Annotated in this window: 15 protein-coding genes; 10 read left to right on the top strand and 5 right to left on the bottom strand. The window is 65.6% G+C overall.

Going from position 1 to position 17,189, the window contains the following annotated elements; genetic code table 11:
• Positions 1–175: 175 nt before the first annotated feature.
• Both GGR36_RS17105 and GGR36_RS17100 read left to right on the top strand, forming a co-directional pair.
• On the top strand, positions 176–3,607 hold the full coding sequence (locus tag GGR36_RS17105) for an ATP-binding protein (protein WP_183635990.1): 3,432 nt from the start codon (positions 176–178) through the stop codon (positions 3,605–3,607).
• Positions 3,600–4,532, top strand: coding sequence for a response regulator (locus GGR36_RS17100; RefSeq protein ID WP_183637232.1), 933 nt, complete (start codon positions 3,600–3,602; stop codon positions 4,530–4,532). The genes GGR36_RS17105 and GGR36_RS17100 overlap by 8 nt, the downstream gene beginning before the upstream one ends.
• A 55-nt stretch (positions 4,533–4,587) precedes the next feature.
• Here GGR36_RS17100 and GGR36_RS17095 read toward each other — a convergent pair whose 3' ends face one another.
• A complete protein-coding gene (locus GGR36_RS17095) occupies positions 4,588–4,827 on the bottom strand; it encodes a hypothetical protein (RefSeq protein WP_183635989.1) in 240 nt (79 codons plus the stop codon).
• 201 nt (positions 4,828–5,028) lie between these two features.
• Between GGR36_RS17095 and GGR36_RS17090 the strand changes: the two genes are divergently transcribed.
• Positions 5,029–5,562, top strand: coding sequence for a DUF7482 domain-containing protein (locus tag GGR36_RS17090; RefSeq protein WP_183635988.1), 534 nt, complete (start codon positions 5,029–5,031; stop codon positions 5,560–5,562).
• Positions 5,563–5,642: 80 nt separating this feature from the next.
• Here the strand turns inward: GGR36_RS17090 and GGR36_RS17085 are convergent, their stop codons facing one another.
• From GGR36_RS17085 to GGR36_RS17070, 4 genes are all read right to left on the bottom strand, one after another.
• A complete protein-coding gene (locus GGR36_RS17085) occupies positions 5,643–5,894 on the bottom strand; it encodes a hypothetical protein (protein ID WP_183635987.1) in 252 nt (83 codons plus the stop codon).
• Between the two features lie 135 nt (positions 5,895–6,029).
• Positions 6,030–6,923, bottom strand: a complete 894-nt coding sequence (nudC, locus tag GGR36_RS17080) for an NAD(+) diphosphatase (RefSeq protein WP_183635986.1) — start codon at positions 6,921–6,923, stop codon at positions 6,030–6,032.
• 90 nt (positions 6,924–7,013) lie between these two features.
• Positions 7,014–7,232 (bottom strand): PEPxxWA-CTERM sorting domain-containing protein, encoded by a 219-nt coding sequence (locus tag GGR36_RS22145; protein ID WP_183635985.1) that lies wholly within the window; start codon positions 7,230–7,232, stop codon positions 7,014–7,016.
• A 211-nt stretch (positions 7,233–7,443) separates the two neighbouring features.
• On the bottom strand, positions 7,444–8,847 hold the full coding sequence (locus GGR36_RS17070; protein WP_183635984.1) for a sensor domain-containing diguanylate cyclase: 1,404 nt from the start codon (positions 8,845–8,847) through the stop codon (positions 7,444–7,446).
• Between the two features lie 203 nt (positions 8,848–9,050).
• Between GGR36_RS17070 and urtA the strand changes: the two genes are divergently transcribed.
• From urtA to queF, 7 genes are all read left to right on the top strand, one after another.
• The gene (gene urtA / locus GGR36_RS17065) at positions 9,051–10,322 is read left to right on the top strand and encodes an urea ABC transporter substrate-binding protein (protein ID WP_183635983.1); all 1,272 of its coding nucleotides are present in this window, start codon (positions 9,051–9,053) and stop codon (positions 10,320–10,322) included.
• A 104-nt stretch (positions 10,323–10,426) separates the two neighbouring features.
• Positions 10,427–12,028 carry an urea ABC transporter permease subunit UrtB gene (gene urtB / locus GGR36_RS17060; protein WP_183635982.1) on the top strand — a complete coding sequence of 534 codons (1,602 nt, stop codon included), beginning with the start codon at positions 10,427–10,429 and terminating at the stop codon, positions 12,026–12,028.
• A gap of 2 nt (positions 12,029–12,030) precedes the next feature.
• Positions 12,031–13,242: an urea ABC transporter permease subunit UrtC gene (urtC, locus tag GGR36_RS17055; RefSeq protein WP_183635981.1), complete on the top strand. Its 1,212-nt coding sequence runs from the start codon at positions 12,031–12,033 to the stop codon at positions 13,240–13,242.
• A 74-nt stretch (positions 13,243–13,316) separates the two neighbouring features.
• On the top strand, positions 13,317–14,081 hold the full coding sequence (gene urtD / locus GGR36_RS17050; protein ID WP_338086726.1) for an urea ABC transporter ATP-binding protein UrtD: 765 nt from the start codon (positions 13,317–13,319) through the stop codon (positions 14,079–14,081).
• A gap of 62 nt (positions 14,082–14,143) precedes the next feature.
• Positions 14,144–14,596: a hypothetical protein gene (locus GGR36_RS17045; protein ID WP_183635980.1), complete on the top strand. Its 453-nt coding sequence runs from the start codon at positions 14,144–14,146 to the stop codon at positions 14,594–14,596.
• Positions 14,597–14,675: 79 nt separating this feature from the next.
• On the top strand, positions 14,676–15,368 hold the full coding sequence (gene urtE / locus GGR36_RS17040) for an urea ABC transporter ATP-binding subunit UrtE (protein WP_183635979.1): 693 nt from the start codon (positions 14,676–14,678) through the stop codon (positions 15,366–15,368).
• Positions 15,369–16,195: 827 nt separating this feature from the next.
• Positions 16,196–17,026, top strand: coding sequence for an NADPH-dependent 7-cyano-7-deazaguanine reductase QueF (gene queF / locus GGR36_RS17035; RefSeq protein ID WP_183637230.1), 831 nt, complete (start codon positions 16,196–16,198; stop codon positions 17,024–17,026).
• The last annotated feature ends 163 nt before the right edge of the window (positions 17,027–17,189 follow it).

Genomic DNA, 17,189 nt, shown 5'->3' with positions numbered 1-17,189 from the left:
CTCACGCCTTGCCGTGACCACTACTTCAGCGCAGTCAAGTCGCCAGCTCGTCACATTTTCATGTGCGTCTGATTGCGTTTTTGTGACGGTAACGTTGCGGTGTCACACGGGCCGTTAGCGCCCCCGACTGGCCCGGTTTCGGACCCGGCGCGCGGCTTGCTAGGCCAGACAGGCCATGCCGCCCACACTCGATACCTCCGCAGCGCCCGTCCAGCGCGTCATCAAGATCCGTCGCGACTACAACAGCTGGGTCGCGCGCGAGACGATGGAGGACTACGCGTTGCGTTTCACGCCGCGCAGCTTCCGCCGCTGGAGCGAGCTGCGGGTCGCGAACACCGCCTTCGGCGTGGCGTCCTTTCTGGTGCTTGAAGCAGTCGGCGCCACCATGTTGGTGCAGGCGGGCTTCATCAATGCACTGTTCGCGATCATCGCGACCGGGCTGATCATCTTCCTCGCCGGCTTGCCGATCAGTTTCTACGCGGCCCGCTATGGGCTGGACATGGATCTGCTCACGCGTGGTGCAGGCTTCGGCTACATCGGCTCGACCATCACCTCGCTGATCTACGCCTCATTCACCTTCATCTTCTTCGCGCTCGAAGCGGCGATCATGGCCTACGCGCTGGAGATGGCCTTCGGCATCCCGCCAGCGTGGGGCTATGTGCTCTGTGCGCTGGTCGTGATTCCGCTCGTCACGCATGGCGTCACCACCATCAGCCGCCTGCAAACCCTGACCCAGCCGCTATGGCTGCTGATGCTGGCGCTGCCCTTTGTCTTCGTGCTGTGGCAGGAGCCGACGGTACTCGCCGGCCTCGCGAGCTATGCGGGTGCGAATGGCGCAGGCGGCAGCTTCAGCGTGCCGCTGTTCGGCGCCGCGCTCACCGTGGGCATCGCGTTGATTACGCAGATGGGCGAGCAGGCGGACTACCTGCGCTTCATGCCGGAGCGCACCGCAGCCAACCGCAGGCGCTGGTTCGCCGGCGTGATCGTCGGCGGCCCCGGCTGGGTGGTGCTGGGCGTGGCGAAGATGCTGGGCGGCGCGCTGCTCGCGTGGCTCGCGCTGCGCAATGCGGTGCCGGCGGACAAGGCGGTCGACCCGAACCAGATGTACCTGATCGGCTTCTCGCATGTGTTCGCCGCACCGGGCTGGGCACTATGGGCAACGGTGATCTTCGTGGTGATCTCGCAGCTCAAGATCAACGTCACCAACGCCTACGCCGGCTCGCTGGCGTGGTCCAACTTCTTCGCGCGGCTGACGCACAGCCACCCCGGCCGCGTGGTGTGGATGGTGTTCAACACGCTGATCGCACTGATGCTGATGGAGCTGAACGTATTTCAAGCGCTCGGGCAGGTGCTGGGGCTGTATTCCAACATCGCTATCAGCTGGATGATGGCCGTCGTCGCGGATCTGGTGATCAACAAGCCGCTCGGCTTGTCGCCCAAGAGCATCGAATTCAAGCGCAGCCATCTGTACGACATCAACCCGGTCGGTGTCGGCACGATGGCGATCGCCTCTGCGCTCTCGATATCAGCCTGGGTCGGCCTGCTCGGCGCCGCCCTGCAGCCATTCGCCTCCTTCCTGGCGATCGGCGCCGCACTGGTCTGTTCGCCGCTGATCGCGTGGGCAACCGGCGGCAAGTACTACCTCGCACGCAAGGCCGAAGTGCGCAGCACCGGCGCGCATCGCTGCTGCATCTGCGACCGCGAATACGAGTCGGACGACACCGCCCACTGCCCCGCCTACCAGGGGCCGATCTGCTCGCTATGCTGCTCGCTCGATGCGCGCTGCAACGACCTGTGCAAGCCGCAGGCGCGACTTTCGTCGCAGTGGAACGGGCTGTTGCAGCGCGTGTTGCCGCGCGCGGTGCTGCCCTATGTCGAGACCGGGCTGGGCCATTACCTGCTGCTGATGGCCGGCATCGTGCCCTTCCTCGCGCTGCTGATGGGCCTGCTGTACTACCACGAGTGGGTGGTCGTCGGCAGTCAGCATGCCGCGCTGCTGCCGCATCTGCAGCAGAGCTTCATCAAGGCCTTCTCGGCGCTGCTGCTGGTGAGCGGCGTGGTGGCCTGGTGGATGGTGCTGACGCACAAGAGCCGGCAGGTCGCGCAGGAAGAATCCAACCGCCAGACCGCCGCGCTGATGCAGGAGATTGCCTCGCACCGCCGCACCGACGAACAACTGCAGAAGGCGCGGCAGGTCGCCGAACAGGCGAACCAGGCGAAGAGCCGCCATATCACCGCGATCAGCCACGAGTTGCGCACACCGCTCAACAGCATTCTCGGCTACGCGCAGATCCTTGACGGCGACGAATCGATTCCGGCGCACCGGCGCCAGGCGGTATCAGTGATCCGGCGCAGCGGCGACCACCTGCTCTCGCTGATCGAAGGCACGCTGGATCTCGCGCGCATCGAAGGCGGCAAGCTCACGCTCGACATCCGCCCGCTCGACTTCCCGGATTTCATCGCGCAGATCGTCGGTATGTTCGAACTGCAGGCGCGCAACAAGGGCCTCGCCTTCCACTTCGAACAACTCGGCGAGTTGCCGCCGGTGGTGCGGGCGGATGAGAAGCGGCTGCGCCAGATCCTGATCAACCTGCTCGGCAACGCGGTGAAGTTCACGCAGCGCGGCGAGGTGCGTTTCCGCCTGCGCTACCAGCGCGAGATGGCGCTGTGCGAGATCATCGACAGCGGCCCCGGTATCGCCCCCGATGAGATCGAGCACATCTTCGAGCCCTTCGCACGCGGCAGCGCGGCGAGCCAGGGTGGCGCCGGCGGCACCGGGCTCGGCCTGACGATCACCCGCATGCTGACCGACCTGATGGGCGGCGAAATGTCGGTGACCAGCACGCCCGGCGCCGGCAGCAGCTTCCTTGTGCGGCTCTTCCTGCCGCAGGTCCATGGCATGCAGGCCGCGCGACTGCGGGCCGACACGGTACGCATCGGCTACGTTGGCGTGCGGCGGCGGATCCTGGTGGTGGATAACGAACGGGTGGATCGCGAGTTGCTGGTCAGTCTGCTTGCGCCGCTCGGTTTCGAGGTCGCAGATGCCGCGAACGGCTATGAGTGCCTGGAACGTGCACCGCTATTCAAGCCGCATCTGGTGTTCATGGACCTTGCGATGCCTGGCATCGACGGCTGGGAAACCCTGCGCCGCCTGCGCGCGCAGGGCTGCGACGCGCAACTCGCTGTACTTTCCGCCAACGCCTTCGACCGCGGGCTCGACAACGACATCGCGCTGCCGCCCGAGGACTTCCTCGTCAAGCCGCTGCGGGTGGAAGATCTGCTCGACTGGATCGGCCACCGCCTGCAACTCGAATGGGTCAGCGCGCCGCGCAAGGAATCAGCCCCTGAATCCGTCCCCAACGCTGGCGCCCCGCTCAGCTATCCGCCGGAAGCGGCGCTGCGAGCCCTGGAGAGCGCCGTCTCGCTGGGTTACCCGCGCGGTGTGCTTGATACGCTGGCCGGCATCGAGCACGCCGACCCGGCTTACGCCGAGTTCGTGCGCGTGATGCGGGGCCTCGCGCGCCAGTTCCAGTTCGAACCGATGCAGGCCATCATCCGCAAGGGCCTGCAAACCGCAAACAGGGAGACTGTCCGTGCCGATGCCTGAACGCGCCGGCGTCGTGCTGATCGTCGACGACATCCCGGAAAACCTGTCGCTGCTGCATGACGCGCTCGACGAGTCCGGCTACACCGTGCTGGTCGCCACCAACGGGCAGGATGCGCTGCTGCGCGCGCGCCAGAGCGCGCCGGACGTGATCCTGCTCGACGCGATGATGCCCGGCATCGACGGCTTCGAAACCGCGCGCCGGCTCAAAGCCGACTTCGCGACGCAGGCGATTCCGATCGTCTTCATGACCGGGCTTACCGAGACCGAACATGTCGTCGCGGCCTTTGCCGCCGGCGGCGCCGACTATGTGACCAAGCCGATCCGCCCGCAGGAAGTGCTGGCGCGCATCGCCGCCCACCTGCAGAACGCCCGCCAGATGCGGCAGGCACGCAGCGCACTCGATGCCTTCGGCCAGGCCACCGTGGCGGTGCGCGCGAGCGACGGCAAGCTGGTCTGGCAGACGCCACTGGCGCGTCAGTTGCTCAACGCCTATTTCGGCACCGAGCGAGATGCAACCCCGCCACGCCTGCTCGAATGGATTGCCGCCGCCGACGCGGCGCGCCGGGAAGGGCGAGAACACCCGACGCTGCTGGTCGCGCAGGGCAGCCGGCGCCTGATGTCCACGTTTCACGACCAGACGGGCGACGACGAATGGCTGGTCGTGCTTCGCGAAGAGAACGACGGCTCCGCGATCGAATCCCTGATGGCGGCCTTCCGCCTGACCACCCGCGAAGCCGAAGTGCTCTACTGGGTCACGCAGGGGAAGACCAGCCCCGACATCGGCACCATCCTTGGCAGCAGCCCGCGCACCGTGAACAAGCATCTCGAACACATCTTCGAAAAGCTCGGTGTCGAAACCCGCACTGCGGCCGCCAACATGGCGATGGGCCGCATGCGGGCGCGCCCCGATACGGCCGGCGCCTGAAAAGCAAAAAGCCCCGGTGATGCGGGGCTTTTGCGTTCGCGCGACGGCGCGGGGATTACTTGGCCGGCTTGGCTTCCGGCGCTGCAGCGGGCTTGGCTTCGGCCGGTTTGGCTTCGGTCTTCGCGGCCGGCTTGGTTGCTTCGGTCGGCTTGGCGGCGTGCTGCTTGTGCGTGGTCTTCTTGCTTGTCGCGGCCGGTTTGCTCACCGGCGTGGACTGGGTGGCCGCCGGTGCATCGGCAGCAAACACGCCAGCGGCAAAGGTCAGGGCGCTCAGGGTCAGAATCAGCTTTTTCATGGTCAGGCTCCTCGGGGTTTGTAGGCTGCCTTCCGTCTGAAGGCATGGCTGCATTCTGCGATCCCACCCCTTAAGCCTGACTTAGCGCGGATTAAGCCGGACTTAAGCGGTACATCAGCGATCGCCAGTGGCGAAGCACCCCGAGCACGTTCTGCACGACTGCGCTACGCTGAGCCTTCGTCTCTCACCGGAGGTCGCGCCATGTCTTGCCGCCCAGGCTTTCGCGCTTGCGCATCGCCGCTGCTGGCCTTGCTGCTCACCGCCTGCGGCAGTGCGCCGCCGAGCACGCTGCGCGCAAGCATTCCAGTCACCACCGGCTGGTTCGATGGCCGGCCGGTGTATTACCTGACGACGGACATTTCCGACCCGGCGATGGCCGCGATGGCGAAGGTCAACCTCGCACCCCGCATGGCCAACGCGATTCCGCCGGCAGACACGCCCGGGCGCAGCGCGATCGACCGGGTCTACAAGTTCGACCCGCCGGTGCAGGCCAGCGTGCTGCCCTCGGCACCGGAACCCTTGGGGGCGACGAGCCGCAGCACCGCCTACTCGCCGATCTGGCGCGTGTGGCTGGTGCGCTGGAAGCCCGGCGCGACGCCACGGGTGCTCCGATCAGAAGCGGATGTGCTGGCGGCCGACGACGCCGGCGAGATCCAGCTGAGCGTCACCGACATCATCGTCAATTGCCCGGTCATCGGCTACGACGGCCATTGGCTGCCCGGCGTCGAACCCTGACTCCGACTCCCGATTTGCTCCGGTAAACGCAAAAGCCCCGGCAGAACCGGGGCTTTCGCTGAAGCGCGATTGCGCCAGACTTACTTGGCCGGTTTGGCTTCCGGCGTCGCTGCGGGCTTGGCTTCAGCCGGCTTCGCGGCAGGCTTGGCTTCGGTCGTCGCGGCCGGCTTGGTTGCTTCGGTCGGCTTGGCGGCGTGCTGCTTGTGGGTGGTCTTCTTGCTTGTCGCGGCCGGTTTGCTCACCGGCGTGGACTGGGTGGCTGCCGGTGCATCGGCAGCGAACACACCAGCGGCGAAGGTCAGGGCGCTCAGGGTCAGAATCAGCTTTTTCATGGTCAGGCTCCTCAGGGTTTGTAGGCTGCCTTCCGTCTGAAGGCATGGCTGCATTCTGCGAGCCCACCCCTTAAGCCTGACTTAGCGCGACTTAAGCCGGAATTAAGCGCGCCGGGATCGATCCGAACGTCGCATTCAGGCCGACGCGGGAGGCTGCGGAAACGCCATGTTGTCGGTGAGCACCGGATGCTGCGGGTCACACTCGCCAACCACCGCGTTGATCAGGCGCCGCGCGATCGACAGGCGGTGCGGCAATTGCGGCAGCGCATCGAGCGCGAACCACTGCGCATCGACGATCTCATCGGGCTGGCATGCGATCTCGCCGCCAGCCCAGTCAGCGACGAACGCCACCATCAGCGAATGCGGAAACGGCCAGCCCTGGCTGCCGAAGTAGCGCAGATTGCAGACCTCGACGCCCACCTCCTCGCGCGTCTCACGACGGATGCATGCTTCCAGCGACTCGGAAGGCTCGACGAAGCCCGCGAGCGCGCTATACATCGTGCCGGGGAACTTCGCGCCATGCGCAAGCAGCAGCTCGCGCCCGCCGGGTCCATCGCGTTTGACCAGCACCATCATCGCCGGCGCGATGCGCGGATAGGCACTGTGCCCGCAAGCCGGGCAGGCACGCGCACGACCACCGTCGTGCGCCCGCATCTCGGCCGCGCAGGCGCCGCAGTAGCGGTGCGTGCGGTCGAACTCGAGGATCTGTTGGGCACGACCGGCAATTGCGAGCAGATCGTCGGGCAGCCGGTTGAAGAGGCGCCGAACTGGCTCCGCCACAAGGCCCACCGGCAATTCACGATCAGCGATCGAGGCGACCCAGCAATAGGCGGCGCCTAGCTTGCCGACGCAGCGGCACTCGGTCGTGACAACTCCCGACGCACGGAGGACGGCGCCATCCGGCAGCACGCAGGCCGGTGACGCCTCTTGAACGAGCAGCGCCGAATCCTGAAAGACAAACCAGAGATCCTCCGGCAGCGGCGCGCGGTCGCACGACCATAAGGGTTCAAAGTCGGCAGGCAGCAACATGGCTTCGTGAACGGAAACGGGGCCCACAGCATAGCGTGAGCCCCGTTTCTCGTACCGGGAACGACCTTGGCGTCGCTTCCCGATACCGCCTCAGCGCAGTGCCGACCGGCGGCGTGCGATCGCCCCGATCATGCCGATGCCGCACAGCATCAGCGTCCAACCCGAGGGTTCCGGCACCGCTGCGGTCAGCAGCACCAGCGATTGGCCAGCGGGGGGATAGCGCGTGGTCAGGATCTGGCCCTGGTCGTTCAAGGCAGAGATCAGGAACGGCGTGCCGTACTCGCCTTCGCCACCGACGAATTCGCCCACGCCCTAGTGCCAGAACACCAGGCGCGAGTTCGAAATGCTGTCCGAGGTGATGCCATTCCAGACGCCGCCCAGCACGTTGCAGTTTGCGTTCACTTCAAACGCACTCGAGTGGCAGTACCCCGCTGCGCCGAGCCTTCGTCTCCGGTGCGCATGCGGTCACATCGGGGCGCGAGAATTGGCGGCGAGCATGAGAGCACCCGCCGTGCAAAGGCTACCGCGCCTCGTAATCGGCCGCTTCGGCGATCACCACGCGCCCTTTTCCCGAAGCTTTTGCACGGTACATGGCGGCGTCGGCAGCGCGCACCAGCCCGTGCGCGTCGGTTTGAATCGTCGACGACAGGGCCACCCCCACACTGGCGCCTACCTTGACCGTTTCAGTGGTCAGATGCACCGGCTCCGAGATGGTGCGAAGTAGCCGCTCGGCCAGCGCACGGGCTTCATCGGTACCGTCCGCGATGCTGGCAATCAGCGCAAACTCGTCCCCGCCCAGTCGCGCCACCAGATCCCCCTGACGCAATGCCCGGTTCAGGCGCTGCGCGATCACCTTCAGCAAGGCGTCTCCGGTGTCATGCCCGAAACTGTCATTGACCGCCTTGAAGCCATCCAGATCGACGAACAGCACCGCCAGCGTGCCGCCTTGCGCATGACGCCGCGCAAGCTGTTGATCGTAGGCACGCCGGTTTGCAAGGCCGGTGACGGTGTCGGTCAAGGCCGCATCGCGCAAGGCATCCGATTCCGCGCGCGCGGCAGAAACGTCCTGCGCCACGTACACGATCGATGGCGCACGCCCGGCACGCCCCACCGCTGTGCCGGACAACAGGAGCCAGGTATTGCGCGTGCTGTTGCGCACCCGTGCCTCGACGTTCTTCAACCCGGCTTGCGCCCCGGACATGTCGAGCAGCTGATCGAGCGGGGTGCCGATCACCACGTTCCGTGATGGTTCGAGCAGACCCATCATGGCGGCGTTGGCGTACTCGACAAGACCTTCCGAGTTCGCCACGAACACCGGAACTGCGACCTTGTCGATCGCTGCGCTGCGCCACGCAGCCAGGCGACGTGCTTCAAAGAACTGGCGGAGCGCACGCTCTGCAAGGAAATGGCCGGTGATCACGAAGGCCGCCGCCGGGAAGGCCGCACTCGAATAGGCCACAACATGAAACCCCACCGGCACGCCGCTGACAGCATGCAGCGCGAGTGGCGCCACAGGCAGCACTACGTTGAGGGTGACGTTGACCCGCAGCGGGAAGACGAAACTCACAACCGGGGCCAGCAAGTAGAAGAACATGAAGCCCGGCATCCCCAGCAGCGCACCGTTCGCAATCCTGTCGTGCACCACGCTGAGCAGGATTTCGATCAGCACCGTGCAGAGCGCGGCAAGCCAAGCCCCGACATCGCTGCGCTCATAGAGCTTCACGCTCAGCGGCACCACCAGGCTCAGCAAGACCATGGCGATCCGCAGCCCCAGGGTATCCATCGCATGCGCCGGGTCGACGCCCCATTCCCAGCTCCACATCGCCGCAGTGAGCGCGGGCGTAAACAGCGCGGCGTGGAATGCCAGGCTGCGGAACTGTGCATATTTGTCGGCGAGGAAGGCGTCCGGAAAGCGCTCGCTCATGGGTTCGTTCGTATTTGTATCCCTCACATAACGACGCGAAGGCCCGCTTCCTTGAGCACCTCGCTGACCGCATGCTTTGCAGCGAAAGGCCTCTCGGGCACCTACGCAATCTGACGTATTCCTCGATCGGGGCGCCGGCCCTAATGTGGCACCGCAGCATCCCACTGACCCCGTGACCCCAACTGATTCGAGGAAGAGCGTCCATGAGCACCCGTCGCAATTTCGTGAAAATGACTGCAATGTCCGCCGCGCTCGCCGTGTGCGGATTCACTTCGCTGGCCGCGCAAGCCGCCGACACCATCAAGGTCGGCATCCTGCACTCGCTGTCCGGCACGATGGCCATCTCGGAAACGGCGCTGAAGGAAACCGCGCTGATGGCGATCGAAGAGATCAACGCCAAGGGCGGCGTGCTGGGCAAGAAGCTCGAGCCGGTGGTGGTCGACCCGGCCTCGAACTGGCCGCTGTTCGCCGAAAAGGCGCGCCAACTGCTGTCGAAGGACAAGGTCGCGGTGACCTTCGGTTGCTGGACCTCGGTGTCGCGCAAGTCGGTACTGCCGGTCTACAAGGAACTCAACGGCCTGCTGTTCTACCCGGTGCAGTACGAGGGTGAAGAACTTGAGAAGAACGTGTTCTACACCGGCGCCGCGCCCAACCAGCAGGCGATCCCGGCGGTGGAATACCTGATGAGCAAGGACGGCGGCGAGGCCAAGCGCTTCGTGCTGCTGGGTACCGACTATGTGTACCCGCGCACCACCAACAAGATCCTGCGCGCCTTCCTCAAGAGCAAGGGCGTCGCCGATGCGGACATCATGGAGGAGTACACCCCCTTCGGGCACTCCGACTACCAGACCATCATCGCCAAGATCAAGAAGTTCGCCTCCGAGGGCAAGAAGACCGCGGTGGTGTCGACGATCAACGGCGACTCCAACGTGCCTTTCTACAAGGAACTCGGCAATGCCGGCCTGAAGGCGACCGATGTGCCGGTCGTGGCCTTCTCGGTGGGTGAAGAGGAACTGCGTGGCGTCGACACCAAGCCGCTGGTCGGCCATCTGGCCGCGTGGAACTACTTCGAGTCGATCAAGAACCCGACCAACGCCGCCTTCATCAAGGCCTACCAGGGCTGGGCGAAGAAGAACAACCTGCCGAAGGCCGACACGGTCGTGACCAACGACCCGATGGAAGCCACCTACATCGGCATCTACATGTGGAAGCAGGCGGTCGAAAAGGCCAAGAGCACCGACGTCGACAAGGTCATCGCCGCGATGGGCGGTCAGAAGTTCAAGGCGCCGTCGGGCTTCGAGGTCGAGATGGACCCGAAGAACCACCACCTGCACAAGCCGGTGTTCATCGGCGAAGTGAAGGCCGACGGCCAGTTCAACGTGGTGTGGAAGACCAAGGGCCCGATCAAGGCCCAGCCGTGGAGCCCGTACATCCCCGGCAACGACAAGAAGAAGGACGAGCCGGACGCACAGTAAGCCCGGCCCATCCCTGAACGCTGCACCGCACTGCGGTGCAGCCCTCCCGGCCGGTTCGCCTCTCGGCGTGCCGGCCGGCACCACGAACACGGAACGGCCGCCCCATGGTCAGACTCCTTTTCCTGCTTGCGCTGCTCGCGCGCCTTGCCTGGTCACCGGCCTGCGCAGCGCTCGACCCCGCCCAACTCGCACGCCTCGGTGCAGACGATTCTGACGAGAAGATTGCCGCGATCGCGGCCCTCGCCAGCGGCGACCCCGAAGCGGTACTGCCGATCTTCAAGGCGCTGTCGGAAGACGCCCTGTTCGTCGCCGGTGACAAGCTGGTGCGTCTCGACGGTGAAAGCTACATCGATGTGGCGACCGGCAAAGCGCTGACCGCGGCACCCGAGAACGCCGAGGCGGTCAGCATCAACAACCGCGTGCGTCGCACGCTGGACGCCGCGCTCGCCGGCCTGCGCCTGTTCGCCAGCGAACGCGAGGTGCGCCTCACCGCTGCAAAGGACGTGAGCGCCAACGCCAGTGCAGAGATCCTGCCGCTGCTCGACAAAGCCCTGGCCAAGGAGTCCGACCCACATATCAAACAATTGCTGGTGCTCGCACAGGCCAAGGCCAACCTCGGCGCCGACGATGCCGGCGCGCGCCTGAAGGCGGTCAAATCGCTCGCCGACAGTGCCGACCCGGCCGTGCGCCAACTGCTCGCCGCCATGCTCGACAAGAGCAGCGGCAGCTACAAGGAAACCGATGAAACGGTGCGTATCGCCGCCGTCGCCTCGCTGACGCAGATCGAACGCCGCATCGCGATCGGTGAGAACCTCGGCCGCATCTTCACCGGCATCTCGCTCGGCTCGATCCTGCTGCTCGCCGCGCTGGGGCTCGCGATCACCTACGGCGTGATGGGCGTGATCAACATGGCGCATGGCGAGCTGCTGATGGTGGGCGCCTACACCACCTGGGTGGTGCAAGGCCTGTTCCGCAGCTATGCGCCGCAGTGGCTTGATGCCTACGTGCTGGCGGCGATCCCGCTCGCCTTCGTCGTCGCCGCACTGGTCGGCGTGGCGATGGAACGGCTTGTGATTCGCCACCTCTACGGCCGCCCGCTGGAAACCCTGCTCGCCACCTGGGGCCTGTCGCTGGTGCTGATCCAGGCCGCGCGCGTGATCTTCGGGCCACAGAACCAGGAAGTCGCCAACCCCAACTGGATGAGTGGCGGCATCGAGCTCTATGCCGGCGCCATGCTGCCGCTCAACCGCATCGCGATCATCGGCTTCGCGCTGTTCGTGCTGCTGATCGTGTGGCTGATGATGCAGAAGACGCGGCTCGGCATGTTCGTGCGCGCCGTGACGCAGAACCGCCCGATGGCCGGCTGCGTCGGCGTGCCGACACGGCGCATCGACACACTGGCTTTCGCGATTGGCTCCGGCATCGCCGGCCTCGGCGGCGTCGCGCTGTCGCAGATCGCCAACGTCGGGCCCGACATGGGCCAGGGCTACATCGTCGACTCCTTCCTCGTCGTCGTGCTCGGCGGCGTCGGCCAGCTCGCCGGTGCGGTGTGGGCCGCGCTCGGGCTGGGCATCGTCACGAAGTTCCTCGAAGGCTGGGCCGGCGCGGTGATCGCGAAGATCCTCGTGCTGCTCTTCATCATTGTGTTCATCCAGAAGCGTCCGCAGGGGCTGTTTGCCCTCAAGGGCCGCTTCGTCGAGAGCTGATCATGCGCACGCCACTGACCCTTCGATTCCTCACAGCCATGCCACGCAGCGGCTGGATCGCACTGGCGCTGTTCGCCCTCGTCGCCTGGGTGCTGGTGCCGGCCGCACACCTCGCGCTGCCCGAGGGTCACCCGCTGCATGTGTCGGACTACTTCGTGACGCTGACCGGCAAGGTGCTGTGCTACGCGGTGGTGGCAGTGGCGATGGACCTGATCTGGGGCTACGCCGGCATCCTGTCGCTCGGCCACGGGCTCTTCTTCGCGCTCGGCGGCTACGCCTTCGGCATGTACCTGATGCGGCAGATCGGGCGCGACGGCAGTTACCACGCCGACTTGCCGGACTTCATGGTGTTCCTCGACTGGAAAGCCCTGCCCTGGTACTGGACCGGCAGCGACAGCTTCCTCTGGGCGCTGGTGCTGGTGGTTGTGGTGCCGGCCGCGATTGCGTGGGTGTTCGGCTACTTCGCCTTCCGCTCGCGCATCAAGGGCGTGTATTTCTCGATCATCACGCAGGCGCTCACCTACGCCGCGATGCTGCTGTTCTTCCGCAACGAAACCGGTTTCGGTGGCAACAACGGCTTCACCGACTTCAAACGTATTCTCGGCTATTCGATCACCGCGCCGGAAACCCGGCTGGTGCTGTTCGGCCTCTCGGCGCTGCTGCTGATGTGCACGCTGCTGCTCGGCCGCTACCTCGTCACCTCGAAGTTCGGCCGCGTGCTCGCCGCGATCCGCGATGCCGAGTCGCGCGTGATGTTCATCGGCTACAACCCGCTGCACTACAAGCTCTTCATCTGGACCCTCTCGGCCGTGCTGTGCGCGCTGGCCGGTGCGCTGTACGTGCCGCAGGTAGGCATCATCAATCCGGGCGAGATGAGCCCGGCGAACTCGATCGAGATTGCGATCTGGGCTGCGGTCGGTGGCCGCGGCACGCTGATCGGCCCGGTGCTCGGCGCCTTCACGGTGAGCCTCGCGAAGAGCTGGTTCACCGTGAGCTTCCCCGAGTACTGGCTGTTCTTCCTCGGGCTGCTGTTCATCCTCGTCACGCTCTACCTGCCGGAAGGCCTGGTTGGTCTGTGGCGGCGCGTTCGCCACACACGCGATACGACACCCGCCGCACCCAAGGCCGTCGCGAAGGCTGCGCACGCCCCCGCGAGCACCTCCACCCACAGCACCCCGCCCGACGCTGCCGCCGCTGAAGGAGCATCCGCATGAAAGTGGGCACCCTCGAACACGCCGATCCAACCCAGCGCGAACAATGGGAAGACGGCGCGCCGACCGGCCGTGTGATGACGCCCGGCGAGCTGGATCTCTCGCACAAGGTCATCCTCTACCTTGAAGACATCACCGTCAGCTTCGATGGCTTTCGCGCCCTCAACGCGCTGACGCTGACGATCGACGCCGGCGAGCTGCGCTGCATCATCGGCCCCAACGGCGCCGGCAAGACCACCATGATGGACGTGATCACCGGCAAGACGCGCCCCGACGCCGGCCGCGCCTTCTTCGGCCAGACGATGGATCTGACGCGTATGCGCGAGCCGGAGATCGCGCATGCCGGCATCGGCCGCAAGTTCCAGAAGCCGACCATCTTCGAGCAGCACACGGTGTTCGAGAACCTCGAACTCGCGATGAAGACCGACAAGCGCGTGTGGCGCAGCCTGCTCGCGCAACTCACCGGCGAGCAGCGCGACCGCGTCGCGGAAACGCTCAAGCGCATCCGCCTCACCAGCGAGGCCGACCGCCCCGCCGGCCTGCTGTCGCACGGCCAGAAGCAGTGGCTGGAGATCGGCATGCTGCTGATGCAGGAGCCGCGCCTGCTGCTGCTCGACGAACCGGTGGCTGGCATGACCGACGAGGAAACCGAACGCACTGCGGAACTCTTCGTCTCGCTCGCCGGCGAGCACTCGCTAATGGTGGTCGAGCACGACATGGCCTTCGTCAAGGCGCTGGGCGGCAAGGTCACGGTGCTGCACGAAGGTAGCGTGCTGGCCGAGGGCGACCTCGAAACCGTACAGAACGACCCACGCGTGATCGAGGTCTATCTTGGCCGCTGATCGCCCGGCGCACCGGCTGCCCCCCTCTGCCGCTCCGGCGCGCGGCCTGCTACGCTACGCGCATGGTTACCGGCACCGGCAAGTTCGATTACTTCCTCTGGCGTACCTCGCTGAAATGGCAGGAGGCGGTCGCCGCTGCGACCGCGGTGATCGAGCGCTGGAACACCCTGACGCCGTTCGTGATGACGCTCGACAAGCGCGATGCGGTGTGGATCGTGCGCCACGGCTCCACCGCAGCGCCCTTCTTCCAGTTGCGCGAAGACTCGCTGCGCGGCTCGGTGCCGCGCGTCGGCGATCCACTCGCCGCGCTGCTGCTGCTGTGTCTGGTGCGGGCGCACGGAGACGCCTTCCGGCTCACCTTCACCGACGGTCAGCCGATCGACGCGGCCAAGCTCGATCCGAACGAGCTGGCGTCGCTGCTGCCGCACGCCAACCATGCCGTGTTCCGCAAGTTGCTGATCGCGGGCAGCGAAGCACCACCGCCCGCCGCGCCGACCACGCCACCGGCCGCCTGATCCCGGTTTTTCCCAACGCCCGCCAGCCGCGCCCCGCGCAGGCCGGTGTGCGCCATCGCCCGTATCGCGGAGCCTGACCATGCTCACCGTCTCCAACCTGAACCAGTACTACGGCGGCAGCCACATCCTGCGCGACCTCTCTTTCGAAGTGCCGACCGGCAAGGTCACGACCCTGTTGGGCCGTAATGGCGTCGGCAAGACCACGCTGTTGAAGACACTGATGGGCCTCGTTCCCGCGAAGACCGGCACAGTCCGCTTCTGGGATGCCGACCTGACGCGCAGCCCCTCGCACGCCCGGGTGCGCGCCGGTATCGGCTATGTGCCACAGGGCCGCGAGATCTTCCCGCGCCTGACGGTGGCCGAGAATCTGGAGATGGGCCTCGCAGTGAAGCCCGCCAGTGCGCAGGTACCTGAACGCATCTTCGAGATGTTCCCGGTGCTGCGGCAGATGATGAAGCGCCGCGGCGGCGACCTCTCAGGTGGGCAGCAGCAGCAACTCGCGATCGGTCGAGCATTGGCCGCGGGGCCGAAGCTGCTGATCCTTGACGAACCGACCGAAGGCATCCAGCCCTCGATCATCAAGGACATCGAACGCGCCATCCGCGCCCTGGCCGAATCCGGCGAGATGGCGATCCTGCTGGTCGAGCAGTACTACGATTTCGCGCGCTCGCTGGCCGACCAGTACATCGTGATGGAACGCGGCGAAATCGTGATGCGCGGTGAAGGCAAGAACATGGACGCGGACGGCGTGCGCGAGCGGCTGTCGGTGTAGCCCGAAGGATTAGCACGCAGGCAGCGAAACCCCGGCGGACACCACTTGACCAAATTTGCGATCAAGTGAATTCATCATTCGATGGAAAAGCTTTTGTGTGATGCAACAAGGACTTGCGTACAGTACGTCTCAGAGAAAGCGCATTGAGACGACGAAGGAGAACGCAACATGATGATGCTTGCACTGACCGTTCCGCTGGTGATCCTCGCTGCCTGGCCGAAGCACGACGACATCGCCGAGTTCCTCGAAAAGCTCGACAAGGAACAGCGCGCACAGTAAGCGCGAATGCCCCGAAGGACGGGGACACGAATAAACAGAAAGCCCGCTTTTCAGCGGGCTTTCTTTTGGTTCCGTTCTTGAGGCAGCCGCCTCCCGGAACCGGGGTTTGCGTGCCAGGCACGCGGGCGACACGGAGTCGCCGGGGGCTGTGCCCCCACTGGCCCTCGAAGGGCCGCATCTTGAAGTGCTACGCCTTGACGTTGATCACTCGTCCGATAGTCTGTCCATTGAGATTCGTCGTCTGGGCGACCTGCTGAGCTTGCTGAGCCTGTTCCGGGCGCTCTTCTGCCCTCGCACGCTCCGCTTGCTGCGCCTGACGGGCAGAGGCGGCTTCCCTAGCCTGAGTAGCCTGCTGCGCATCGGGTGTCTGGACGACGCTCCCCGAAAGGGGACTTACCTCCATTGACCCTCCTTCGCTGAACCGACCGATACGAAGTCATCGGCCTAACTGCAATATAGGCGTCACATTGGATTTGTGCAGGGGTACGACGTGCCTCGCAGTTATAAAAAGTGTGTCATCCAGTAAAATCGCGCCGGTGAGTACCGAAATGAACCCCAGCAACGCCCCGGAAGCCTCGCCGCTCGGCAAGGCCGTGGCCTATTGCGACCGCTATGCGCCAGAGCTTCTGTTCCCGATTCCGCGTAGCGGCAAGCGCGCCGAAATCGGCATCGGTGCCGACCTGCCCTTCACCGGGCACGACTTGTGGAACGCCTACGAGTTGTCGTGGCTGAACCCGCGCGGCAAGCCGGTCGTCGCGATCGGCACGCTCACGGTACCGGCGGCGTCGCCGAACCTGATCGAATCAAAATCATTGAAGTTGTACTTCAACAGCTTCAACCAGACGCGCTTTGCAACGCTCGCCGAAGTCGAGGCGACGATCGCCCGCGATCTTTCCGCGGCCGCAGGCGCATCGGTCACCGTGGCGCTCCAGACGCTGGACCAGCGCCCCGCGCGCCCGCTCGGCTACCCCGAGGGCGTGCTGCTCGACACGCTCGACATCGATATCGACACCTACGAACCGGCACCGCTGTTGCTGACGGCCGGCGGCCCGGTGGTCGAAGAAACGCTGTACTCGCACCTGCTCAAGTCGAACTGCCTCGTCACCGGGCAACCCGACTGGGGCATGGTGGTGATCCGCTACAGCGGCCCGGCCATCGACCGCGCCGGCCTGCTGCGCTACATCTGCTCCTTCCGCACCCACAACGAATTCCACGAGCAATGCGTGGAGCGCATCTTTGTCGATGTCACCCGCCAGTGCCACCCGCAACGGCTGGAAGTGTGGGCCCGCTACACCCGGCGCGGCGGCCTCGATATCAACCCCTGGCGCGCCAGCGAAGCCCTGCCCGGGCCGGGCAACCTCGGCGAGATCCGGCAATAGCCCACGAGCCACGCACCAGTCTGGTGCCGCAATAATCCACATCGATTAGCACAGCACCGCGCCGGTGCCCACTCGCCCGCGCCCGGTGCGGATGGGCGCCCACGCGCCTGATATCCGGACGTCGCCTTCCGGTGGCCCGAGTTTTGCTCAAGCCCGGGTATGC

Origin of the sequence: Niveibacterium umoris (assembly GCF_014197015.1) — a bacterium.
Classification (GTDB): Bacteria; Pseudomonadota; Gammaproteobacteria; order Burkholderiales; family Rhodocyclaceae; genus Niveibacterium; species Niveibacterium umoris.
Note: the sequence above shows the minus strand (reverse complement) of the source record. Positions and strands in the feature narration are given on the sequence as shown.